Genomic DNA, 25702 nt, shown 5'->3' with positions numbered 1-25702 from the left:
GAAGCGACGAGACTGCTTCTTGTCATGCATTTGAAAGGAAGGGAACTCGTGAGTAAGCTTTGGGGTGGTCGGTTTACGAAAAAAACCGATCAATTAGTTGAAGAGTACACAGCATCAATTACATTTGACAAAGCGTTAGCCGAAGAAGATATACAAGGCAGCTTGGCTCATGTAACGATGCTCGGCAAGCAAGGAATTGTGCCGCAAGAGGATGTTGAAACGATTAAAGCGGGATTATTGCGCGTGCTTGAACGAATTCGCAATGGCGAGCAACAATTTTCAATTGGTGATGAAGATATTCATATGAATATCGAGAAAGCGCTAATTGAAGATGTGGGGCCTGTCGGCGGTAAGCTGCACACTGGACGGAGCCGTAACGATCAGGTAGCAACAGATATGCATTTGTGGTTGCGTAAGCGTGTTGTAGAATTTGTTGAACTACTTCGCAAGCTGCAAGAAGCGCTGATCGGACAAGCAAAAGCAAATATTGATACGATTGTACCTGGATATACTCATTTGCAACGCGCACAGCCGATTCTATTTGCTCATCATATGATGGCATATGTTTCGATGTTTGGACGCGATATTGAGCGTTTGCAGGACAGCTATAAACGCATTAACGTACTGCCATTAGGAGCGGGTGCGCTTGCAGGAACAACGTTTCCAATAGATCGTCATTTTGTTGCTGAGCAATTAAAATTTGATCGTGTCTATGAAAACAGCTTAGATGCTGTAAGCGATCGGGACTTTATTGTTGAGTTTTTAGCGGATGCAGCGATTATTATGATGCATCTGTCTCGTTTAAGCGAGGAGCTAATTTTATGGTCAAGTACGGAGTTTAACTTTGTTGAGTTAGATGATGCTTTCTGTACAGGCAGTAGTATTATGCCACAAAAGAAAAATCCGGACGTGCCTGAACTTGTGCGTGGTAAAACTGGTCGCGTATACGGTGATCTTATCGGTTTGCTTACTGTGTTAAAATCTTTACCGCTTGCGTACAACAAAGATATGCAAGAGGATAAAGAGGGTATGTTTGACACAGTAACTACGTTACAGGGGGCACTTCAATTATTTGCACCGATGATTGCAACAATGAAAGTTAATCAGTCACGGATGCGTCAAGCGGTGAACCAGGACTTCTCCAATGCAACTGATATTGCAGACTTTTTAGTAAATAAAGGATTGCCTTTCCGTCAAGCGCATGAGGTAATAGGCAAAACAGTATTGTATTGCATTGAGAACAATAAATACTTATTAGATTTATCACTTGATGAATTTAAGCAGTTTTCAGAGTTGTTTGATGAGCGTATTTACGATGTATTGCAACCAGAGCAAGTTGTTAACGCTCGTAATGTGTACGGTGGAACTGCTAAGCCGCAAGTAGAGGCAGCAATTGCTCGTGCAGAAGCTGCGCTAAATGAAACTGCTAGCTGGGTAGCAGAGTATATCGAGCGCAGTCGATAATGATTAAATAAAAAAGAAAAAACGCAAGCAAGGCATTCATTGCCTAGACGCTTGCGTTTTTTTGTTGGTTCTTTGTGTCGATGCATGTTCTAGCATTGGATTTTGTAGACGTGTAAACAGCTCCTTTTCAGAAGCTGCTAAAATGAAAAAAGTTAGAAAATGCTAAGAAAAGGCGATCTTTGAAGGAATTAGCCATACACTGTCGAATTTATATAATTGAACTTTTTACAGGATGTGATAACGTGATAGAAATGCACGACATATGGAAAACATATGCGGATGGCACAAGCGCACTAAATGGTGTGTCGGTCAAAATAGATCGTAATGAGTTTGTTTATTTGGTAGGCCCTTCTGGCGCTGGTAAATCTACATTTATGAAGTTAATTTATCGTGAAGTGGTGCCAACAAAAGGCGAGATCTTTGTTAACGGCTTTAATATCGGCAAGCTCAAACAACGTAAAATTCCGTATATACGCCGCAATATTGGAGTTGTTTTTCAGGATTTCAGACTACTACCGAAGCTAACTGTTTTTGAAAACGTTGCGTTCGCAATGGAAGCGATAGAAGCGCCTCGTAAAATTATTAAGAAGCGTACGCTTGAGGTGCTAGATCTTGTTGGTTTAAAGCATAAGTATAAAAACTATCCTTCGCAACTATCTGGGGGCGAGCAGCAACGTGTATCGATTGCAAGAGCAATCGTTAATAATCCTGCAGTTATCGTAGCCGATGAGCCGACAGGTAACCTTGACCCAGAAACTTCAATGGAGATTATGCACTTACTAGAAGAAATTAATTTCCGTGGAACAACGATTGTTATGGCAACTCACAATAAAGATATTGTGAACTCGATGCGCAAGCGCGTCATTGCTATTGAAAATGGCAATATCGTACGCGATGAGCTAAGAGGGGAGTACGGATATGAGATTTAGCACATTTGCACGGCATACTAGAGAAGGCTTTAAGAGTATTTGGCGCAATGGTTGGATGTCCTTTGCATCAATTACTTCTATTTTTGTGTCTCTATTAATATTGGGTGCTTTTATCTTATTAGCATTTAATATGAATGGGATGGCTGAACAGATTGAGAGTCAAGTGCAAATTCGGGTATTTCTTGAGACAGATGTTAATGAAGAAACGATCGCTGATTTGCAACGTAAAATTGGCAACATTGAGCAAGTTAGTAAGCTCACCTTAATTTCGAAAGAAGAAGCATTGGAAATTTTACGTGAACGTATGGGTGAGGATAATGGCGACTGGCTTGAAGGCTATGACAATGAAAACAATCCGTTGCCTGTGACCTTTACCGTTGACGTATTTAATCCTAAACAAGTTAAAGAGGTAGCAGATCAAATTACTGCACTTGCCGCAAGCTATGAAACATCGCCAATTTCAGAAGTGAAATATGGACAAGGGACAGTAGAAACATTATTTAAAATTACAAACGCAATACGCAATGCAGGTTATGTTATCGTTGCGATACTATCAGTTACCGCAATCTTGCTAATCTCAAATACGATTCGTATGACTATCGTTGCTCGACAACGCGAAATTGGCATAATGAAAATGGTCGGTGCAACTAATGCGTTTATTCGTTGGCCATTTTTTATTGAAGGGGCACTAATCGGTATTCTCACTTCAACCTTTACAACTGCAGTAGTCCTCTTTGGTTACGCTCAAATTATTAAAGCTTTTCAGTATGATTTATCGTTTATGATGTTCCAATTAAAGCCTGTAAATGAAGTATGGCCTTTTACTGCCTTAATCATGATCTTACTTGGTTCGTTTATTGGAATTTGGGGCAGTGTTGTTTCTGTGCGTAAATATTTGAAGGTGTAGGTGAAAAAAGTTGAAGTTGAATAAGAAAAAAATAACAGCTTATACACTAATCGTTGCACTACTACTTTCGATCGCAGCAATCTCTCCAAGCAGCTATGCTGCAACGGTTTCACAAATTGAGAAGCAAATCCAAGAAAAGAATAACCAAAAGAAGCAATCCGAGGAGAGAGCAAAGCAAGCTGAGGCAGAAAAAGCTGAAGTTCAAAAAGAGCAAGCCCAAGTATTAGCAGAGAAAAAACAGCTAGAAGCTGAACGTGACAAGCTGATGAAGGAAATCTCTGTTCTAGTGAAAAAGAAAGAGCAAACAGAATCTGATATTCGTGAGGCGGAGAAGCAATTAGAGATTACAAAGCAAGAGCTAGAAGAGGCGGAGGCACAAGTTGAAAAGCAAGATGAATTGATGCAAACACGTACGAGATTAATGTACACTAATGGTGTCGTTTCATACTTGGACGTTCTATTGTCCGCAACTAGCTTTTCAGACTTTTTAGATCGCTTTGATTCTTTACAGCTTATTCTAAAATCTGACCGTGATATTTTAGATTCTTTAAAAGCGGCACAGCAGGCAGTTGAAGATAAAAAGGCTGAAGTAGAAGCTCAGCTAAGTGCTTTAGAGGAAATGCATGCTAAACTTGCTGCAGAAGAAAAAGAGCTATTGGCTAAGGAAGATGAGAAGGAAAAGCTTATCGAACAGCTTGCTCAAAAATCTGTCGAGCTTGAGCACAAAGAAGAAGAGTTAAACGAAATTACAGAAGAGGAAGAACGTAATCTCGTTAAATTAGCTGCAGAAATTTCTAAACTGTATGCTGAGAAAAAACGTATTTCTAATCCATATTCTGGTGGTAAACTGGCTATGCCGTTAGATGGCGATTATCGCGTAACTTCTAACTTTGGTGTACGTATCCATCCAATTACTGGAAAGAAAAAAGCGCATAACGGTATAGACTTTGGTGCTCCATCCGGCACACCGATCTATGCTGCTGAGTCTGGTACAGTTATCGTATCAAAATATACAAGCGGATATGGTAATACAGTAATTATTGATCATGGCAACGGACTTTGGACGCTATACGGTCATATTAAAAACGGTGGTCTTCTAGTAAGCGAAGGCGATGAAGTAAAACGCGGGGATAAAATTGCACTAGTTGGTTCAACAGGTAATTCAACTGGACCGCATTTACACTTTGAGGTTCGCAAGAACGAGGTTCCAGTTAATCCATCAAGCTATTTGAAGTAATAATGAACTTATAACATATTTATGTATCACTATTAGATAACTGGGCTGTCTATAGATTATAGACAGCCTGTTGTTATTGGATAAATAAATGAGCTACAATTGTCATATACTATGATGGTCTGAGATAGAGCATATATGAATAGGTGGTGAAAGTCGGTGCGAATAAAAGGTCGTACAGTAGCAGCGCTTCTTACAATTTCCGTGTTAGCATCGGTGTTCTTGACGTTGTTTGTTGTGGACAAGCTGGATCATGTTCCAGTTGCAGCATCAATTTTATCTGAAAAGACAGGGCGTAATACGGAATTAACTGAAGAAGAATTAAAGCAACTCAATACTGTACTTGATTTGTTAGAAACGCAGTATGTATCTGAAGTAAACCGTGAAGATATTATTGACGGAGCCATTTCAGGAATGATTGAGGCACTTGGTGATCCGTATTCTGTATATATGGATAAGGATGTTGCTAATCAATTTTCTCAATCAATAGAAGGTTCTTTCTCTGGCATTGGTGCAGAGGTGTCATTGGAGAATGGGCAAGTAGTTGTTGTTTCTCCGATTAAAGGATCGCCAGCAGAACGAGGCGGCTTGCTAGCTAAAGATATTATTTTATCAGTAAACGGGGAAAGCTTAGCAGGTTTGAGCTTACAAGAGGCTGTTAATTTAATTCGTGGTGAAAAAGGAACAAAGGCCAAGCTTGAAGTTATGCGTGAAGGTCAAGCAAATCCTATAACGGTCGTATTGATTCGAGATGACATCGATATTGAAACTGTGTATAGCAGTATTGATGAGCAAGGCATCGGGATTATTGAAATTACGCAGTTTTCACTTAATACAGCAGAACGGTTTGCCGAGGAACTTGCCGCATTAGAAGAAAAAGGTCTTAAAGGTCTTGTCATTGATGTACGCAACAATCCTGGAGGTGTCTTACAGGATGTAGTAGAAATTGCACAATTAATGATGAAGGAAGGCTCAATTGTAGTTCAAGTTGAGGATCGCAGCGGTAAACGCGATAAAACATATGCTAAGGGTGGAACGCAAAAATCTTACCCGATTGCTGTACTAACGAATGGCGGAAGTGCCAGTGCTTCGGAAATATTGGCTGGTGCATTGCAGGAAGAAGCAGGGGCTACCGTTGTTGGTCAACAAACATATGGTAAAGGAACAGTGCAAGTTAGCTTTAATTCCGTGCTAGATAATGGTGGGCTAATTAAAATGACGATTGCAAAATGGCTCACTCCAAAAGGAAATTGGATTAACGAAAAAGGGATTACTCCTGATGTTGTCGTTGAACCACCAACTATTTACAGCGTTGCTCGCTTAAATATAACAGAAGATCTGAAAGAAGATATGTTAAATGATCAAATTAGTAGCGCTCAAGTAATGCTGCAAACACTTGGTTACGGTGTAGATCGTACAGATGGCTACTTTAACGAGCTAACGAAAAAAGCAGTTCAGCAGTTCCAGCAAGATCATAGCATGCCTGTAACAGGTGTAATCAATGAAGCAACGGCGAATGAACTAGAAGAAGATATTATTGCCTACATTCGCGATGCCAAAAATGATATACAGCTGCAAAAAGCATTAGAGATTGTGGGCAGGAAATAAGCTTAGCTTGTCGAAAGGTATAAAGGTTGGTTTCTTAGTTACTGAGAAACCCGCCTTTTTTATTTTATTGTAAATTTTACTGAAATTATTAGGAAATGATGTTCTTAGGAATGAAGGGGTGAATGCAGTGGGGAATGTTGAGCTTTGGCTCATCCTGCTAGGGAAAGCAATACTATCTTTACTTACACAGCCTTTCTTCTATTGTTCATTAATTTTAATTTGTCTAATCTACGCATTCATCATTCGTATGGAGCGTTCAATGTTTTCTACTAAGCTTAGACCGTGGACGAAACCGGTATTCTATTCTATCATTGGAGGACTGGTCATTGCAGTCGTTGTGTCATTGCTATGTGCGTTACTAGGTTTTACATTAACAGTTGAGACGGTGTGGTGGCTATGGGGAGTGTCCCTATTGTTATCGCTCTTTAGTCTCAGATTAATTAATATTGCTTATAGTGCTTCAATTGTTTGCTTGTTGCACTTAATTACGTCGTTAATCGGACCTATAGAACTTCTACAGCCTTGGTCAACCGTATATGAATCGTTATTAGAGATTCGGCCAATTTCCGTACTCGTTGTGGCAGCAATGCTTTTATTAGTACAATCGGTATTAATTGCTTGGCAAGGTAATCATATGGTTAGTCCGCTATATATGTCCAGCAAGCGCGGGAAAATTATCGGCGGCTATCGCCTGCAAGGATATTGGGCGGTTCCGCTGTTATTGTTTATGCCAGTTGCAACGGAAACGACTGGTGCAGTACGGTTTGTCAATGATCAAGTAATGCCATATTTCTTCGTAGCAGGGAATGAAGCATGGCTTCTGCTTGCTTGTCCAATAATGCTTAGTGTTACGGGGATGACGCAATCGACTAGCCCTAAGCAACTGGTTAAAAGAACAGCTAAGCAATGGAGTTTGTATGCTTTTATTTTGTTAGTGATTTCTGTAACCTCTTGGTGGGTTGAACCGTTGTTGTGGGTGGCAGCAATTGGAATGCTAATCTCATTTGAATTGCTTCATTGGTTAAATTTATACAATGAAAGCAAGCTTCCGCCATGTTATGCGCCGCTTAATCAGGGTTTGCGCGTACTTGCGCTGATTGAGGACTCACCGGCTGTTCATATGGATATTCAAATAGGAGATACGGTGCTTGAAGCAAATGGACGAGCAGTTAATTCATTGGCCGAATTGTATGAAGCGATGTCCATTAATCCAGCCTTTTGTCGCTTGAAGCTGCTTAATGATAAAGGGGAAATTAAGTTTGCACAGCGCACAAGATATGCTGACGAGCATCATCAGCTAGGAATCATTATGGCACCAGATAACAATTCCAAGCATTTAGCTAGTTATCGCGAACCATCATTACTAAGCTTATTTGGGAAAAGTAAGCTGAATCGTAAAAATTCTAGAGAAACAAATAGTATAGAAATAGCGTTATAAATTGTATGTTAGTGCAATGCTTAGAAGTGGATGGTGACTCCGATGAAGATCATGCTAGTAGATGATGAAAATCTAGCTTTATTGCAATTGGAGCGTATGCTCAATAACGCCTTTATTGAACATGGAGCACAACATATTATTCAAGAAATAAATAGCTTTCAGGTGGTAAGAGAAGCGTTAGAATTTGCGAAAAAAAATCCTCCTGATTTAATCTTTCTTGATATTCAAATGCCAGAAATTACTGGGTTAGAGGCTGCAGAACGGTTTCAGCAATTACTACCAAATGTAGAAATTATTTTTGTAACAGCATATGATGATTTTGCTGTTAAGGCGTTTGAATTAAATGCAATGGACTATATTCTTAAACCTGTTGTTGCTGCCCGTTTATATAAATCGATAGGTAGAGTGCTAGATAGTTATCATAAGCGTTCAAATGTAGAGAGTGTTCAACAACAAGCTGAACAAAAGATTTATTGCTTTAATCATATTCGTTTTCAAGTGGGCGATGGTCAGATAGAGTATCCAAAATGGAGAACAGCTAAGGCACAGGAATTATTTGCGTTTTTACTACATCATCGTGGCGAATTTGTGCCGAAATATGCAATTATCAATATGTTTACACCTGAATTAGATAAGAAGCGGGCGATGACGCAACTTTATACGATAATTTATCAAATTCGGAAATGCGTTAAGGAAGCTAATCTAAAAATTAAAATCGATAACGACAGTATACAGGAAGGCTATTGCCTGCGCCTCGAGAACACCATAATTGATGTAGAGCAGTGGGAAAAAGAAATTTCTCAGCTGCAGCCACAGCAAGCTGATTATTACGATGAGCTGGAACGCTTGCTCAATCAATACGAAGGCGATTATATGGGCAATTATGATTATTTATGGGCGGAGAGCGAGCGAGAACGTCTGCGTCAGCTATGGATTACTAACGTAAAGCGTTTGCTGGAACACTTATATGCGATCAAAGCTTGGACTAGATTGCAAAAGCTGGGCGATAAGTTAATTGAGTTTAGTCCTTATGAAATTGATTACGGCATTTATATGATGGAGTCCTATGATCAATTAGGCCAATACGATAAATTAAAGCAATTTTATGATAAACAAGAGCAACGAATGCTCGAGGAACTTGATCTGCCTTTGCCAAAGGATATGGTTAATTGGTATGAAGCTTGGCTAGCAAGCCGCAAGAGTATACAGCATAAAGCTTAGCTCTTGCGGTTTTCTTTTGTTTAAAGCTATAATATGAGAACATACATTCTGTTATTGGCGATGATGAAAGCATAAAAATTTGACCATAATAAAATAATAGATTGAATGATAGACGGATAGATGGAGGTAAGGGATGGCTAATTTTCAAATTGTTTCGGATTATGCTCCGCGAGGAGATCAACCGCGTGCAATTGAAGCTCTTGTGCAAGGCTTGCAAAAGGGTGAGCGGCACCAGACGCTGTTGGGGGCAACAGGTACAGGGAAAACGTATACGATTGCCAATGTAATTGCTCAGGTGCAGCGACCTACATTAGTAATCGCCCATAATAAAACACTTGCTGCACAGCTTTGCAGTGAGTTCAAAGCTTTTTTCCCGCATAATGCTGTAGAATACTTTGTTAGCTACTACGACTATTATCAGCCTGAGGCATACATTCCATCTACAGATACTTTTATCGAGAAAGATTCCAGTATTAATGATGAAATAGATAAACTTCGTCATTCAGCGACAAGTGCATTGTTTGAACGGAGAGATGTTATTGTTGTTGCCAGTGTTTCTTGTATTTATGGTTTAGGTTCGCCTGAAGAATATCGAAGCCTCGTAGTGTCATTGCGTACTGGTATGGAAAAGTCACGCAATGAAATCTTACATGCATTAGTTGATATTCAATATCAGCGTAACGATATTAGCTTTACACGTGGAACGTTTCGCGTGCGCGGCGATGTGATTGAGATCTTTCCTGTTGCCAGCAATGAGCATGCCGTGCGAGTTGAACTGTTTGGTGATGAAATTGAACGAATTTGCGAGATCGATGTGCTGACTGGTGAAATTTTAGGTTATCGCGATCATATCGCCATTTTTCCAGCATCCCACTTTGTTACACAGGCAGAAACGATGAAGCGTGCATTAGTTAACATTGAAAAGGAGCTTGAGGAGCAGCTGGAGTATTTCCGCAGTCAAGGCAAGCTACTGGAAGCACAGCGACTAGAGCAACGCACCCGTTATGATTTAGAAATGATGGCGGAAATGGGTTTTTGTTCAGGAATTGAAAACTATTCAGGACCATTAACCTTTCGTGAACGCGGAGCAACACCTTATACGCTGTTCGACTATTTCCCTGAGGATATGTTAGTCGTTATTGACGAGTCGCATGTTACTTTGCCGCAAATTCGTGCGATGTATAACGGAGACCGAGCACGTAAAGAAGTGTTGGTGAATCACGGCTTTCGTCTGCCAAGTGCACTTGATAACAGACCGCTTCGTTTTGAAGAGTTCGAGCAGAAAACAAAGCAGCTTATTTACGTATCAGCGACTCCGGGACCATATGAGCTTGAGCATTGTCCGAAGATGGTTGAACAAATTATTCGTCCAACAGGTCTGCTTGATCCGATTATTAAAGTTAAACCATCGAAGGGGCAAATTGATGACTTATTGCATGAAATCCAATTGCGCATAGCTAAGGATGAGCGTGTGCTCGTTACGACATTAACGAAAAAGATGGCGGAAGATTTAACGGATTATTTAAAGGATGTTGGCCTAAAGGTACGATACTTGCACTCAGAAATAAAAACGCTTGAGCGCTTGGCAATAATTCGAGATTTACGACTTGGTGTGTTTGATATATTAGTGGGCATCAATCTGCTAAGAGAAGGATTGGACTTGCCTGAAGTTAGCCTTGTAGCAATTCTTGATGCTGATAAGGAAGGCTTCTTGCGTTCTGAGCGTTCGCTTATTCAAACGATTGGCCGTGCGGCTCGTAACAGTGAAGGAACGGTCATTATGTATGCCGATCATATTACAGAATCGATGGATAAAGCGATTAAAGAAACCGCTCGACGTCGAGAAATTCAAATTGCGTTCAATAAAGAGCATGGAATCGTGCCACAAACGATTCGCAAGCAAGTTCATGATGTTATTGAAGCAACCAAGGTTGCTGAGGATAAAGCTGAATATACGGTAGATACAAGTAAAAAGTTAAGCAAGAAAGAGCGAGCTAAACTCATCGAGCGTCTGGAAGCAGAGATGAAGGAAGCGGCTAAGCAGCTTCAGTTTGAACGTGCAGCAGAGCTGCGTGATGCATTGCTCGAGCTAAAGGCGGAAGAATAGGGAGGAACTCCAGTGGCAAATGATAAAATTGTTATAAAAGGTGCGCGAGCACATAATTTAAAAAATATCGATGTGACGATTCCTCGCGATAAATTTGTGGTATTAACAGGTCTTAGCGGTTCTGGCAAATCATCCCTTGCTTTTGACACAATTTATGCTGAAGGACAACGGCGCTATGTTGAATCGTTAAGTGCGTATGCTCGTCAGTTTCTTGGTCAGATGGATAAGCCTGATGTTGATTCAATCGAAGGCTTATCTCCGGCAATTTCAATTGATCAAAAGACGACAAGCCGCAATCCGCGTTCAACCGTAGGTACAGTAACGGAAATATATGATTATTTGCGTTTGCTGTACTCAAGAATCGGCAGACCACATTGTCCGACGCATGGCATTGAAATTAGTTCACAAACTGTTGAACAAATGGTCGATCGGTTGATGAGCTATGAGGAGCGAACACGGCTGCAAATTTTGGCGCCGATCGTTTCTGGACGAAAAGGCGAGCATGTTAAGCTGCTGAATGATATGCAAAAGCAAGGCTATGTGCGCGTGCGAATTGATGGTGAGATTAGAGAGTTAAGCGAGCAAATTGAGCTAGATAAAAACAAAAAGCATACGATCGAGGTCGTTGTTGACCGTATCGTTGTAAAACCTGATATTGAAACAAGACTTGCTGATTCTTTGGAGACAGCATTAGAGCTAGGAGAAGGTAAAGTTATTATCGATGTAATTGGACAGGAGGAGCTACTGTTTAGCTCTAAATTAGCCTGTCCAGAATGCGGTTTTAGCATCGATGAACTAGCACCGCGTATGTTCTCATTTAATAGTCCGTATGGTGCTTGCCCAGAATGTGATGGCTTAGGAGCAAAAATGATTGTTGACCCAGAGTTACTTGTACCAGATACAAGTAAGTCGATTGATGAAGGTGCTTTTTTAGCGTGGGCAGGCAGCACATCCAATTACTACCCGCAGTTTTTAAAGGCTGTTGCCGATCATTATGGCATACCAACCGATGTACCTGTATCGGAATTAAGCAAGGAGCAAATGGATAAGTTGCTATATGGTACAGATGGTCAAAAAGTGCGTTTTGTCTATGAAAATGATTTTGGGGCACGTAAGGAAGCTTTTGTTCCATTTGAAGGGATCGTTAATAATTTAGCTCGTCGCTATCGTGAAACACCTTCTGAGTCGATGCGTGAACATATTGAGGGGTTCATGAGTGCTAAACCATGTTCTAGCTGTAAAGGGCATCGTCTGCGTAAAGAAACATTGGCAGTAACGATTAATGAAAAAAATATTGCTTATGTGACAGAATTATCGATTGGCGAAGCATTGCAATATTTCCAAAGTCTTAAGCTTACTGAAAAAGAAGCGATGATTGCCAACTTAATTCTAAAAGAAATTCTAAATCGTCTAGGTTTCTTAGTGAACGTTGGATTGGAATACTTAACATTAAGCCGTGCAGCAGGTACATTATCAGGCGGTGAGGCACAACGGATTCGCTTAGCAACTCAGATTGGTTCAAGTTTAATGGGCGTGCTTTATATTCTCGATGAGCCTAGTATCGGCTTGCACCAACGAGATAACGATCGTCTGATTGATGCGCTTAAGAAAATGCGCGATCTAGGAAATACATTAATAGTCGTTGAGCATGACGAAGATACGATGCTCGCTGCTGATTATATTATTGATATTGGTCCTGGAGCTGGGATTCACGGTGGACAAGTAATCGCACAAGGTACACCTGAAGAAGTAATGCAAAATGATGCTTCGCTAACAGGGCAATATTTAAGCGGCAGGAAGTTTATCGAGGTACCGCTTGAGCGAAGAGCAACAAACGAGCGTTGGCTGGAAGTGGTTGGTGCAAAAGAAAATAACTTACGCAATATTAATGTGAAAATTCCGCTAGGTGTTTTTGTTGCTGTGACAGGTGTTTCAGGTTCAGGTAAATCAACGCTTGTTAATGAAATATTATATAAAACGTTAGCGAGAGATTTAAATCGTGCAAAAACTCGTCCTGGTGAGCATAAAGAAATTCGCGGTTTAGAGCATATTGATAAAGTGATTGATATCGATCAATCGCCAATCGGACGTACACCTCGTTCTAATCCAGCAACATATACAGGCGTGTTTGATGATATTCGTGATTTATATTCCTCGACTAATGAAGCAAAGGTTCGTGGTTATAAAAAAGGACGTTTCAGTTTTAATATTAAAGGCGGTCGCTGTGAAGCTTGTCGCGGTGATGGAATTATTAAAATTGAAATGCATTTCTTGCCAGATGTCTACGTTCCATGTGAAATTTGTAAGGGCAAGCGCTACAATCGTGAGACGCTTGAAGTTAAATATAAAGGGCTTAGCATTGCTGACGTATTAGAATTAACGATTGAGGATGCTTGTGTGTTCTTTGAAAACTTGCCAAAAATTCATCGCAAACTAAAAACTTTGCTTGATGTTGGTTTGGGCTATATGAAGCTAGGACAACCAGCAACAACATTGTCTGGCGGCGAAGCCCAGCGTGTGAAACTTGCTGCAGAGCTTTATCGAAGAAGCACAGGGAAGACATTATATATTTTAGATGAGCCGACAACGGGGTTACATGCTGATGATATTGCTCGATTGCTTGATGTGCTTCATCGACTAGTAGATTCCGGTGATTCGGTGCTTGTCATTGAGCATAGTTTAGATGTAATAAAAACGGCTGACTATATTATTGATTTAGGGCCAGAAGGCGGCAAAGGCGGAGGAAAAGTCGTCGCATCTGGTTCACCAGAGCAGGTAATCAAAGTAGATGGCTCCTATACTGGAAAATACTTAGCTCCTATATTAGAGCGTGATCGCCAGCGTACCCTGGAAAAGCACGGGGTTAAGGCGTATTGATCTTCTATTTTACGGACAAGCTAAATTAAGACAAATAACCCTATTCTACACTAAACCGTTGGATGAGCGGTTAATATTAACCTGATGCATGTATTGACCGCTCATAAAATGTGAATATTATGTGACGATGGAAATTGTAGCAATGATAGTGCTTGCAAGATAACTGGATTATCGCTACCATATAAATAATAGGATAAGTGTGACAAAGGGAGGTCTATTCATGTTTTTAGCTGAAGCAACAAGCACTGGAATCGACCCGTTCGATTTTTTCATGCTAGCTTTTACAGTGATTATTGCAATTGGTTTTGTTCGTCTACTTAGACAAAAGAAGAAAAACAAATTTGCAATTGGTTTTACTGCAATAGCTCTATTAATGTTTTTGTTTATCGACTTCGTCATGATTAAGGAATCGTGGTTAGGTATTGTTTAGGCATACATAAAAAAGTTCCGCCAAAAAATTGGCGGAACTTTTTTTATGAGACATCCTACACTATTATGCAAATTTTGTTGCGGGGAAAGATTATACCCACCACATTTCGCCTAGTGGCTCGCGAATTAGCACTTGCTGCAAGTTTTGAACTGCTTTCGTGAAGCCTTCTTCGACAGACATTAAGCCGTCTTCATGCTCAATACTTACAACATAATCATAGCCAACTAAACGAAGCTCACTAATTATGTCTGCCCATGTTTTTAGATCATGTCCGAAGCCTACAGTGCGGAATTGCCATGCACGATCTAACATTTGTGTATAGCTTTGCATATCTGTAACACCGTGCATATTTACGTTAACTGGATCAATTGTTGTATCCTTCGCATGGAAGTGATGAATTGCACCAGCGCGACCAAGAATACGAATCGCTTGAACAGGGTCGATACCTTGCCACCACATATGGCTAGGGTCTAGGTTGGCGCCGATTGCCTTACCAGTTGCTTCACGCAAGCGAAGCAATGTTGCAGGGCTATGTACCGAGAAGCCACCATGTAATTCTAGTCCGATTTTTACACCTGCTGCTGTAGCGATGTTGTTGATCTCAGACCAGTAAGGAATAACCTTTTGCTCCCATTGCCATTTAAGAATGTCTTGATAGTCATTTGGCCATGGAGCGACAGGCCAGTTTGGATACTTAGCATCTTCATGATCGCCTGGACAACCGGAGAAAGTGTTAACGACAGGCACCTCTAAGCGATTTGCCAGCTCGATTGTTTTACGAATAATTTCATCATCTGGCTGTGCAATTGATTTTTGCGGATGAAGCGGATTGGCATGGCAGCTTAGAGCGCTAATAATTAATCCGCGAGACTCAACTGCTTGTTTAAATGCTTTAAGTTTGCCTGCATCAGCTAGTAACTCATCTGGTTTGCAGTGAGCATCACCAGGATAACCGCCTGTACCAATTTCTACTGCATCAAGTCCTTTGGCAGCAATATAATCTAGTGCTTCTTCAAATGGTTTTTGTGAGAACAGAACAGCAAAAACGCCTAATTTCATAAATAAAACCTCCTATAATGATATTTTTACAATGTAGGTTGAATATTTATGTCTGTTACATAATAATGCCTGTTACATCTATAATGCCTGTTACGAACGTTAACTTCAATAGCGATAACAAAATCACATAAATATTAGACAAAACTGTAATAATGAAAATCTACCAGCAATGTGTTCTAGCATATCTTGCTCAGCTTTGCTACACTAAGAACAAGAAAAACGTAGCCTAGTATATTAGGCTAGCTACCGATGTGTAACGGATAACGATTGAGAGGAATTGACGTATGACTTTAACTAGATCAGATATAGAACTACTTGCTCCTGCGGGTGATTGGGAATGCATGCGAGCTGCAGTTGCTAATGGAGCGGATGCAGTTTTTTTTGGTGTAGAAAAATTTAATGCCCGTGCCAGAGCAAACAATTTTAGAAGCGACGAGCTGCCAGAGATAATGGCATTTCTCCATACGTATGGAGTGAAGGGCTTCTTAACATTCAATATATTAGTGTTTGAGGATGAGCTGCGCGATGCACAGGAATTGATTGAAATGTGTATCGATGCTGGAGTAGATGCTGTTATTGTGCAGGATATGGGCTTAGTGAAGTTGATTCGTGAGATATCTCCTGATTTCCCAATCCATGGCTCTACGCAAATGACAATTACTTCTCCTGAAGCAGTGGAATTTACGAAGCCGTTTAATATGGAACGCGTTGTGCTTGGTCGCGAAAACAATTTAAAACAAATCAAAGTGATTGGCGAGCAGGCGAAGCTACCGATGGAGGTATTTGTCCATGGAGCGTTATGTGTATCGTATTCGGGACAATGTTTAACTTCGGAAATGTGGGGCGGCAGATCTGCAAACCGTGGTGAATGTGCACAGGCTTGCCGTTTGCCATATGATTTGATTGTTGATGGTCAGCAAAAACCGATGGGTGATGTAGCATACCTATTATCTCCTAAAGATCTTGCGGCAATCGAGTTAGTTCCTGAGTTAATTGAAGCAGGAGTGACTTCCTTTAAGATTGAAGGCCGTCTTAAATCACCAGAATATGTAGCGAATGTAGTTAGCAAATATCGTCGAGCGATTGATAAATATTTTGATGGCGATACTTCCAAACCGTCAAAGGAAGAAATACGTGAATTGCAACAAAGCTTCTCACGTGGCTTTACGCATGGATTTTTGAAGGGGACAAACAATAAGCAACTCGTAGATGGAACTTTTCCAAAGAGTCGTGGCGTTTATTTGGGGAAAGTAGAGCGCATTATGCGTGATGCGGTAACTGTAAGATTGGAGGCTCCATTAAAACGCGGTGATGGAATCGTGTTCGATGCTGGCGACCCTACAAAAAAAGAAGAAGGTGGCCGCGTTTATGATTTGCGCAGACACGGTGTTAAGCTAGATGGGGAAGCGCAAGAAGGGATTGTTGTCGAGCTAGTTCCTGGACGTAACGATGTAGATTTACGAAAAGTACATGTTGGCGATCGAATTTGGAAAACCAATGACCCTGCGCTTGATCGTGCATTGCGTGCTACGTTTGAAACAGACAAGCCTTATCGCGTATTTCCATTACATGTGCAAGTTTTTGGGGTGGCAGGTGAGCCGCTTCGCACCGTATGGACTGATGTGGAGAAAGGAATCAGTGTTACGGTAGAATCTGAGCTTCTGTTAGAGGAAGCACGTAAGCGTCCAATGGATGCCGAATTGCTGTCAGAGCAATTAGGCAGACTTGGTGGCACAATCTATCAGCTAGATAAGCTTGAGGTTGCTTTGCAGGGCGATGTTATTTTGCCAATTCGTGAGCTTAATCGCTTGCGTCGTGAAGCCGTTGAGCAATTAGCTGGAGAGAGACCTAAGCCGCCGCGTTATATTAAAAATGACGTTGATGCAATGGATGATGCATTCGATAACAGTAATTTAAAAGGGCAGCATAGCGGTAAGGATGCCAAAATATCTGTACTATGTCGTACGCTTGAGCAGGTGGAAGGTGCGATTGCAGCGAATGCCGATTATATTTATGCTGATTTTGAATTTATTAAGCAATTCCCTGCCGCGATTGAGCTTGCTCGATCAGCAGGCGTGCCAATCGCTTTAGCAACACCGCGAATTCATATGCCAAATGAAAATGGCTATCATGCGAACATTCTAAAACTGCAGCCTGATGCAGTGCTTGTACGTAATACAGGGGCGCTTTATTACTATATGCGTGCTAAAATGCAGAATCCAGATATGCATTTTCCGCGCTTAATTGGTGATTTTTCCTTAAATATCGCTAATCATAAGGCAGTTAATTTATTTCTGGAAAGTGGTTTAGATACGGTAACACCGTCCTATGACTTAAACATTCAACAAATGGTTGATTTACTTGAACGTGCCAATACAAGTCGAATTGAAGTTGTTATTCATCAGCATTTGCCGATGTTCCACACAGAGCACTGTGTATATTGTACGTTTTTAAGTGAAGGTACGAACTATACAAACTGCGGTAGACCGTGTGAAAGTCATCGTGCGTCATTGCGTGATCGAATTGGCATGAGCCATCCTGTTCGAGTGGATGAAGGCTGTCGGAATACAGTGTATAATGCTATTGAGCAGTCTGGTGCCGAATATATTAATAACTTTATTGGGTTAGGTGTTTTTCAATATCGTATTGAGTTTTTAGAGGAAAGTGCTGAAAAGGTGCAAGAGGTACTTGCATTATATCGTCAAGCGTTAGACGGTCAAATTAGCGGAACGCAAGTTTGGCGTAGCTTAAAGGCAACCAATCAGCTTGGCGTTACAAGAGGTCAGCTAATTAAGTAAGCCGTCAAAAACAGCTTAAGGCATATGAGGAAATAAGACATTAAAAAGCATAGTAGCAAGGATGAAATAGAGTCTGCAGCTGTGAGGGGAGGGTCAAGTCGGTAAGTATGGCTTGACCTTTTCTTTGACTAGATAGCTTGCTATAGGATGAAAATGAATTCAAAGCTAATTTTTAGTGCTGCAGAAGGGGAGGCAGATTGTGAATAATCATTGGTATGCACATTGGCAGCATGTATTTAAACTAGATCCTGATAAAGAAATTGATGATGACACGCTAGAGGCAATCTGTATGTCAGGAACTGATGCGGTTTTGCTTGGCGGCTCAAGCGGAGTCACATTTGATAATACTGTTGATTTATTAGCACGTGTACGTCGCTTTAGTGTTGATTGTGCGCTAGAGGTATCGACCATGGATGGAGCAGTGCCAGGATTTGATGGCTACTTTGTACCGTTTGTACTAAATACAAAAAATGCAGATTGGTTAATGTTAAAGCAGCTTGAAGGACTGCAACAGTACGGTTCTTTTGTTCCATGGGAAGAAACAGCTGCATCTGGCTATATCGTGCTGAATGAACATAGTACAGCAGCAAAAATTTCTGAGGCAGAAACGAATTTGACAACGCAAGATGTTCTTCCTTATGTATGGCTTGCTGATCGCCTGCTTCACATTCCTGTATTATATATAGAATATAGCGGCATGTTTGGGGATATGAAGCTGCTAGCACGCGTCGCTGCAGAGCTTCAAGGAGCGCAATTGTTTTATGGCGGAGGAATCGATTGTAGTGATAAAGCTGCAGAAGCTGCGAAATATGCAAGTACAGTTGTCGTCGGCAATGTTATCTATGAAAATCTTGAAGCGGCGCTTGCTACAGTATCAGCAGTTAAATCCGCTAAAAATAGATAACAACTAGAAACAAGAGGTGAGAAAAAATGTTTCAATCATTTTCAATCGATGAGGCGCTGCAACGGCTTAATCCACCGCAACGTGAAGCAGTTCAGACAACCGAAGGTCCTTTGCTTATTATGGCAGGTGCAGGAAGCGGTAAAACACGAGTATTAACTCATCGAATTGCTTATCTTATCGAAAAAAAGCGTGTTGCTCCGTGGAGTATTTTAGCGATTACGTTCACGAATAAAGCAGCACGAGAGATGCAGGAGCGGGTAAGTGCCTTGGTCGGTCCATCAGGTCGAGATATTTGGGTATCTACCTTTCACTCCATGTGCGTACGCATTCTGCGCAAGGATATTGATCGGATTGGTTATCATTCGAATTTTTCGATTCTTGATTCGGCAGATCAATTGTCAGTTATTCGCGGCTGTATGAAAGAAGAAAATATTGATATTAAAAAGATTGAGCCCAAAGCGGTACAAGCTGCAATAAGTGCTGCGAAAAACGAGCTAATTTCGCCTGAGCGATATGAAGATAAAGTCGGCGATTATTTTCAAGGAATAGTCGCGAAAATTTACAAAATGTATCAAAAACGCTTAAAAAGTAATAACTCACTTGATTTTGATGATCTAATTATGAAAACAATTGAACTGTTTAAAGAAGTTCCCGAAGCTTTACAGTTCTATCAAAATAAATTTCGTTATATTCATGTCGATGAGTATCAAGATACAAACCGTGCGCAGTATATGCTAGTACGTATGCTAGCCGATGCTCATCATAATATTTGTGTCGTTGGTGATAGTGATCAATCTATCTATCGTTGGCGCGGCGCTGATATAAGCAATATTCTAAACTTTGAGGACGACTATCGTGAAGCTAAAACGATTTTGCTGGAGCAAAACTATCGTTCTACAGCTACGATTCTAAACGCTGCTAATGCAGTTATCGCTAATAACACTGGTCGTAAATCGAAAAAGCTATGGACAGATCGCGGCGAAGGCGAGAAAATTACCGTTTATATTGGAGAAAGCGAACGTGATGAAGGTTACTTTGTTACCGGAGTCATTCAAAAAAACGTGGCAAACAAACGAAAATATCGGGATCATGCGATCCTTTATCGAACGAATGCCCAGTCTCGTGTAATCGAGGAAATTCTTATTATGTCAGGAATTCCGTATCAAATTGTCGGCGGCATTAAGTTCTATGATCGGAAAGAGATTAAGGATTTGCTAGCATATTTACGACTTATTTCGAATCCTGATGATGATATTAGCTTGCAACGTATTATTAACGTGCCAAAGCGAGGTATTGGAGATACGACGCTTGCTAAGCTGGCAACAGCAGCGACAGAGCGCGGAGTATCGATCTTCCGTGTGCTGGCTAACCTAGATGAAGTCGATGTAAAGGGCAAAACAAAAGAGCAATTAATAGAATTTTATCGAATGATCGATACGCTGCATCGTCAAGCGGATGAGCTTACGGTTACAGAGTTAACTGAAAAGGTGCTAGAGTTGTCTCAGTATAAGCTTGAACTGCAACGCGAGCAAACGCTGGAGTCTCAATCTCGTATCGAAAACATTGAAGAGTTTCTGTCCGTTACCCAAGACTTTGAGGAGCGTAATGAAGATCGTACATTGATTGCTTTCTTAACAGATCTTGCATTAATTGCAGACATTGATACGATGAACGACAAGGACGACGAGGGTGATGAGCAGGATGCTGTGATCTTGATGACAATGCATAGTGCAAAGGGGCTGGAGTTCCCGATCGTCTTTATCATTGGTATGGAGGAAAGCATCTTCCCGCATTCACGTGCACTGACGGATGATGAGGAGCTAGAGGAAGAAAGAAGGCTTGCTTACGTAGGAATAACACGCGCTGAGCAGCAGCTTTATTTAACATCTGCACGAATGAGAACGTTATTTGGACGAACTGCAATGAATATGCCTTCTCGATTTTTAAGAGAAATCCCACAGGAGCTTATTGTTAGCAATCTTCCTGAAGGAAAAGGCTTATCAGGAGGCTCAGGTTTTGCAGCACGTACGCAAGGCGGAGGGTTCGGCTATGGAGCGCGAAATAGCAGTGGTAGTTCAGGCTTTGGTTATCGCAGCAGCTCGCCAAGCAGCAATACTGGATATTCAAGCAGAATGGTAGGCGGCGCTAGCTATAGTGCATCGTCATCTACTGCATCAGGACGCTCTAGTGTCAAGGTAACATCAGGGCTGGACATCGCAAGACAGGCTGCTAAGTCTAGTGGAGAAGAACAAGGTAGTGGCAACGTAACCTATGCAGCAGGAGATAAAGTGGTTCATAGTAAATGGGGTGAAGGCACAGTTATCTCCGTAAAAGGTAGAGATAATGATGAGGAACTGCAAATCGCCTTTCCTGCGCCGATCGGTATTAAAAAGCTGCTAGCGAAATTTGCGCCAATTAAAAAGGTATAATTAGCATTTAAGGAGTCTATCACACTATATAGACTACGGAGGGATGATGATGTCTATGGATCAAGAGCAACGGATGAAGCAGCTTGTTGAACAATTAAATGAGCACAACTATCGGTACTACACCTTGGATGATCCTTCAATTTCTGACGCTGAATATGACAAACTTTACGATGAACTGGTTGCGCTAGAAGCAGCATTAGGGATTGTATTGCCTAATTCTCCAACACAGCGGGTTGGGGGAGAAATATTATCGGGTTTTGCTCAGCATAAGCATCTTGCGCGGCTTTGGAGCTTAGATAAAGCACAAAACTTAGAGCAATTGTACGCTTGGGAGGCACGGTTAAACCGCGCGATTCAAGATTATAATGCGAAGCATCCTGAGAACCCTCTGCCAAAGCCTTCCTATGTTATGGAATATAAATTTGATGGCTTAACCCTAAATCTTACGTATGAGAATGGAAAGCTTGTTCAAGCTGCGACTCGTGGTAATGGTGTCATTGGTGAGGCGATTTTACCGCAGGTTAAGACGATTAAATCAATTCCTCTCGAGATCGAATATAAGGAAGGCGTCATTGAGGTACAGGGGGAAGGAATTATGACACTTTCCAATTTGGCGCGTTACAATGAAACAGCGGAGGAGCCGCTTAAAAATGCTCGAAATGCAGCTGCAGGCGCGTTACGCAACTTGAATCCTGCAGTGACAGCGAGCCGTAAGCTTGATGCCTTTATTTATAATGTAGGTTACGCAGAAGGAATTGAATTTAAAGATCACCGTGAACTGCAGCAGTTTTTACAAAAGAATCGCTTTAAGGTCAATCCTTATGTCATCTACGTAGATAGCCTTCAACAATTAGAACAAGAGTTAGAGCGGCTAGCTGAAAAACGAAATGAGCTAGATTATTTAATTGATGGTGCAGTTATTAAAGTTCAGGACATGCGTACTCGTGAGGCGCTTGGTTACACGGATAAATTTCCACGCTGGGCGGTTGCCTTTAAATTTGAGGCTGAGGAAGCAGAGACGACTTTGCTATCTGTATCATGGGAAGTAGGTCGCACTGGCAAAATTACTCCTGTAGCAAAAGTGGAGCCTGTCGAATTAGGTGGTGTTACTGTACAGAACTGTACCTTGAACAATATGGGCGACATTGAACGTAAAAATTTAAAATATGCATTAGGGACACTTGTCTCGATTCGACGTTCAAACGATGTCATTCCTGAGATTCTTGGCAAAGTAGACGATCAGCAAGGAGAAGAGATTATTTTCCCGAATGAATGCCCTGCTTGTGGCTCCAAGCTCGAACAGCGCGGTGCGCATTTATTTTGCAACAACAAGCTTGGCTGTGAACCGCAAATGATTGGACGTATTACTCACTTTGCTTCTCGGGATGCAATGGATATCGAGTCCTTTAGTATAATGACGGCAGAGCAGCTCTTTCATGAATGCGGGGTAAGAGATCCTGCTGATTTGTATCGTTTGCGCTATGAGGATCTGATTAAGCTAGAGCGTTTTGGTGAGAAGAAAGCAAAAAAACTGCTTGAGGCAATCGAAGCATCAAAAAAAAGAGAACTAGCTTCATTCCTGTATGCGCTTGGTATTCCGAATACAGGAAAATCGACAGCAAAAACTTTAGCGGAACACTTCCGCAGCTTGGAAGCAGTTATGTCAGCGACTGTTGATGAGCTGATCGGCTTGCAGGATGTCGGAGCGATTGTAGCGGAAAGTATCGTTAATTTCTTTAATGATGTGAACATGAAGGCGAGTATCTCTGCTATGCTAGCTGCAGGTGTTGCACCACCACCGCTAGAGGAGCAGGAGCAACAGGCAGTTTCTGCAGATAATCCGTTCTACGGTAAAACCGTTGTTATTACTGGCACGTTACCTACGCTTAGCAGAGATGAGTTGACCAAACTGTTAGAGGCTCGTGGTGCGAAGGTAACAGGCAGCGTATCTAAGAAAACGGATATTGTTATTGCCGGTGAGAAAGCAGGCAGTAAGCTGACAAAGGCTCAGGAGTTAGGCATAACGATTATTGATAACGAGGAAACTGTGATGCAAATGCTAGGCTAATGTAGTTAAGAGTGCTAAGAGCAATTGGCAATGGAACAAAGATAATAACTGAAAATGTAATGATAAAGGCTAATTCGTATGTGCTAAAACGGCGGATTAGCCTTTTTTTATGTTTAAAGGCTGTCGTCACATTATAGTTGATTTCAATGTGATCGGGATCACTAAACGCATTCATGCACATGACTATACTGGGAACAGGAATTGAAATTATGTTGAAAGGGAGCGTTCAAGCATGCTAAGCGAGCAAACTATCTCTATTATAAAATCTACAGTTCCAGTGTTGGAGGTACATGGAGTAGAAATTACAAAGCGTTTTTATAAGATGCTTTTTGCTAATCATCCTGAGCTATTGAATGTATTTAATCATACTAATCAGAAAAAAGGCAGACAACCAACAGCGCTTGCTAATGCTGTTTATGCAGCTGCTGCCAATATCGATAAACTAGAAAATATTCTTCCAGTTGTAAAGCAGATTGCACATAAGCATCGCAGCTTAGGGATTACAGCAGAGCAGTACCCGATTGTCGGACAAAACTTATTAGCTGCGATAAAGGATGTGCTTGGTGATGCAGCAACTGATGAAATAATTCAAGCATGGGCTGAGGCATACGGGGTTATTGCCCAAGTGTTTATTGATGTAGAAGCACAAATGTACAAAGAAGCAGAAAGTATGCCAGGTGGATGGCGAGGTTTTAGACCATTTATTGTTAAGAAGAAGGTTAAGGAAAGTGACGTAATTACTTCTTTTTATCTTGTTCCGCAAGATGGAGATGAGATTTCATCATTTTCACCAGGTCAATATATTACTGTGAAAATCAATATTCCTGGAGATCCATATACGCATATGCGTCAATACAGCTTATCCGATAAACCAGGTCAAAGCCATTATCGAATTAGTGTAAAGCGTGAAACAGGTAATGAGAAGCAACCAGATGGCAAAGTTTCTAACTATTTGCACGATTCAGTACAAGAAGGTGATGTGCTGGAACTGACTGCACCTGCAGGGGACTTTACTCTTGAATTAGAGGACGAGCGACCAGTGGTGCTTATTAGCGGCGGTGTAGGATTAACGCCAATGATAAGCATGCTTAAAACGGTTATCGAGTTAGAGCCGAAGCGGGAGGTAACCTTCATTCATGCAGCTCGTAACAGCAGAGTTCATGCTATGAAGCAAGATGTAATAGATCTTGCTAAACAGTATCCGCAAGTAAAAGTACATTGGTGCTACAGCCAACCAACTGAAGCCGATCGTCTTGAGCAAAACTTTGATAAAGAAGGCTTCATTACTGTAGATTGGCTTGAGAAAATAATAAATAATAAGAATGCAAGTTATTATTTCTGCGGACCAGTACCATTTATGAAACAGTTGAATGCGGCTTTAAAAGCAATAGGTGTATCGCAAGAAGATATTCATTATGAATTCTTTGGTCCAGCAGGCATCTTAGATGTTCCATTATCCGATGAAGAGAAGGCTTGATTGCGCAATAGCCGATTTACTGTTTCACGACGCAAGCCAATAAATTGACCGATTTCCTCTTGAGTTAATATATCACTCAGATTTGTCGTCCCAATATATTGCTGAAACCACTTTTGCAATTTAATTAAACGATTCATCGGAGTTACTTCTGTTAGCTGATCGATTCGTTGCTGCATCATGCGAAGCTTATCTTGTAGTCTAAGGGCAACCTCTTGACATAGCTTGGCATCCTGCGCAATGGATCGATACCAGCTTTCGCTGTTGATTTGTTCGATCTCACAGGTCACTAAAGCGATAGCAGTGCCGTGATATTGATTTGGTGCGATAAGTGAATGATGAGGAATTATTTCATCAGGGGTAATAATATTAACGAGTATTTGTGTACCGTCTTCATGCAAGCGAGATATTTTTAATAGTCCGCTCTTTAGATGATACAGAGGACCAGACTCGCCCTGTCTAAAAAGAACTTCACCTTTATGAAGAATCATATTGCTCACTCCAGTTTCTTTTGCATCTTTAATGTTTTTCACTCGCTTAATATAAAAGCTAAGCTGTAATGTAAATAAGACCAATTCATAATCGTGCGGGAGGAAGCGAGCTTATTGTTATGAGTGACGATGGTATAACCTAATTATTGAACAATAACTGCGGAAATATTATGCACTATAATATTACGCATATTATAAGCAAATAAGCAATGTGGCAACGTCAGAAAGCAATTACTATTCGTTATTAAGGATTCTAATGAGCTG

General features: G+C 41.1%; 17 protein-coding genes. 15 read left to right on the top strand and 2 right to left on the bottom strand.

The window, feature by feature from the left end:
- Positions 1-48: 48 nt before the first annotated feature.
- The 10 genes from argH to AC2TDL_RS08290 all read left to right on the top strand — a co-directional run bounded on the left by argH (position 49) and on the right by AC2TDL_RS08290 (position 14215).
- The gene (gene argH / locus AC2TDL_RS08335; protein WP_484700204.1) at positions 49-1464 is read left to right on the top strand and encodes an argininosuccinate lyase; all 1416 of its coding nucleotides are present in this window, start codon (positions 49-51) and stop codon (positions 1462-1464) included.
- A gap of 242 nt (positions 1465-1706) precedes the next feature.
- Positions 1707-2393, top strand: a complete 687-nt coding sequence (gene ftsE / locus AC2TDL_RS08330) for a cell division ATP-binding protein FtsE (RefSeq protein ID WP_484700201.1) — start codon at positions 1707-1709, stop codon at positions 2391-2393.
- On the top strand, positions 2383-3300 hold the full coding sequence (ftsX, locus tag AC2TDL_RS08325) for a permease-like cell division protein FtsX (protein WP_484700198.1): 918 nt from the start codon (positions 2383-2385) through the stop codon (positions 3298-3300). Before ftsE ends, ftsX begins: the two co-directional genes overlap by 11 nt.
- Before the next feature lie 10 nt (positions 3301-3310).
- Entirely contained in the window at positions 3311-4537 is a 1227-nt protein-coding gene (locus AC2TDL_RS08320) for a murein hydrolase activator EnvC family protein (protein WP_484700193.1), read from the top strand.
- Between the two features lie 156 nt (positions 4538-4693).
- Positions 4694-6142 carry a S41 family peptidase gene (locus AC2TDL_RS08315; RefSeq protein WP_484700190.1) on the top strand — a complete coding sequence of 483 codons (1449 nt, stop codon included), beginning with the start codon at positions 4694-4696 and terminating at the stop codon, positions 6140-6142.
- Between the two features lie 127 nt (positions 6143-6269).
- On the top strand, positions 6270-7580 hold the full coding sequence (locus tag AC2TDL_RS08310; RefSeq protein ID WP_484700187.1) for a PDZ domain-containing protein: 1311 nt from the start codon (positions 6270-6272) through the stop codon (positions 7578-7580).
- 42 nt (positions 7581-7622) lie between these two features.
- Positions 7623-8801 (top strand): response regulator, encoded by a 1179-nt coding sequence (locus AC2TDL_RS08305; RefSeq protein ID WP_484700185.1) that lies wholly within the window; start codon positions 7623-7625, stop codon positions 8799-8801.
- 133 nt (positions 8802-8934) lie between these two features.
- Positions 8935-10908, top strand: a complete 1974-nt coding sequence (gene uvrB, locus AC2TDL_RS08300) for an excinuclease ABC subunit UvrB (protein ID WP_484700182.1) — start codon at positions 8935-8937, stop codon at positions 10906-10908.
- 12 nt (positions 10909-10920) lie between these two features.
- A complete protein-coding gene (gene uvrA / locus AC2TDL_RS08295) occupies positions 10921-13785 on the top strand; it encodes an excinuclease ABC subunit UvrA (RefSeq protein ID WP_484700179.1) in 2865 nt (954 codons plus the stop codon).
- Positions 13786-14005: 220 nt separating this feature from the next.
- A complete protein-coding gene (locus AC2TDL_RS08290) occupies positions 14006-14215 on the top strand; it encodes a hypothetical protein (RefSeq protein ID WP_484700177.1) in 210 nt (69 codons plus the stop codon).
- A 90-nt stretch (positions 14216-14305) separates the two neighbouring features.
- Here AC2TDL_RS08290 and AC2TDL_RS08285 read toward each other — a convergent pair whose 3' ends face one another.
- Positions 14306-15274, bottom strand: coding sequence for a sugar phosphate isomerase/epimerase family protein (locus AC2TDL_RS08285; protein ID WP_484700175.1), 969 nt, complete (start codon positions 15272-15274; stop codon positions 14306-14308).
- A 284-nt stretch (positions 15275-15558) separates the two neighbouring features.
- Here AC2TDL_RS08285 and AC2TDL_RS08280 point away from each other — a divergent pair, with 284 nt between their 5' ends.
- The 5 genes from AC2TDL_RS08280 (at position 15559) to hmpA (ending at position 24950) form a co-directional block, all read left to right on the top strand.
- Positions 15559-18072, top strand: a complete 2514-nt coding sequence (locus AC2TDL_RS08280) for a U32 family peptidase (protein WP_484700172.1) — start codon at positions 15559-15561, stop codon at positions 18070-18072.
- 199 nt (positions 18073-18271) lie between these two features.
- Positions 18272-18976 carry a heptaprenylglyceryl phosphate synthase gene (pcrB, locus tag AC2TDL_RS08275; protein WP_484700170.1) on the top strand — a complete coding sequence of 235 codons (705 nt, stop codon included), beginning with the start codon at positions 18272-18274 and terminating at the stop codon, positions 18974-18976.
- Positions 18977-19002: 26 nt separating this feature from the next.
- Positions 19003-21405: a DNA helicase PcrA gene (gene pcrA / locus AC2TDL_RS08270; RefSeq protein ID WP_484700168.1), complete on the top strand. Its 2403-nt coding sequence runs from the start codon at positions 19003-19005 to the stop codon at positions 21403-21405.
- Between the two features lie 55 nt (positions 21406-21460).
- On the top strand, positions 21461-23473 hold the full coding sequence (gene ligA, locus AC2TDL_RS08265; RefSeq protein ID WP_484700166.1) for an NAD-dependent DNA ligase LigA: 2013 nt from the start codon (positions 21461-21463) through the stop codon (positions 23471-23473).
- Between the two features lie 232 nt (positions 23474-23705).
- Complete coding sequence (gene hmpA, locus AC2TDL_RS08260; protein ID WP_484700164.1) at positions 23706-24950, top strand: NO-inducible flavohemoprotein; 1245 nt, start codon at positions 23706-23708, stop codon at positions 24948-24950.
- On the opposite strand, the gene AC2TDL_RS08255 is transcribed toward hmpA, so the two are convergent.
- Entirely contained in the window at positions 24887-25438 is a 552-nt protein-coding gene (locus tag AC2TDL_RS08255; RefSeq protein ID WP_484701104.1) for a Crp/Fnr family transcriptional regulator, read from the bottom strand. The genes hmpA and AC2TDL_RS08255 overlap by 64 nt on opposite strands.
- Positions 25439-25702 lie beyond the last annotated feature (264 nt).

The sequence above is a fragment of the Paenibacillus sp. plas6 genome (assembly GCF_057221655.1).
This window is presented reverse-complemented; position numbering and strand designations above follow the sequence as displayed.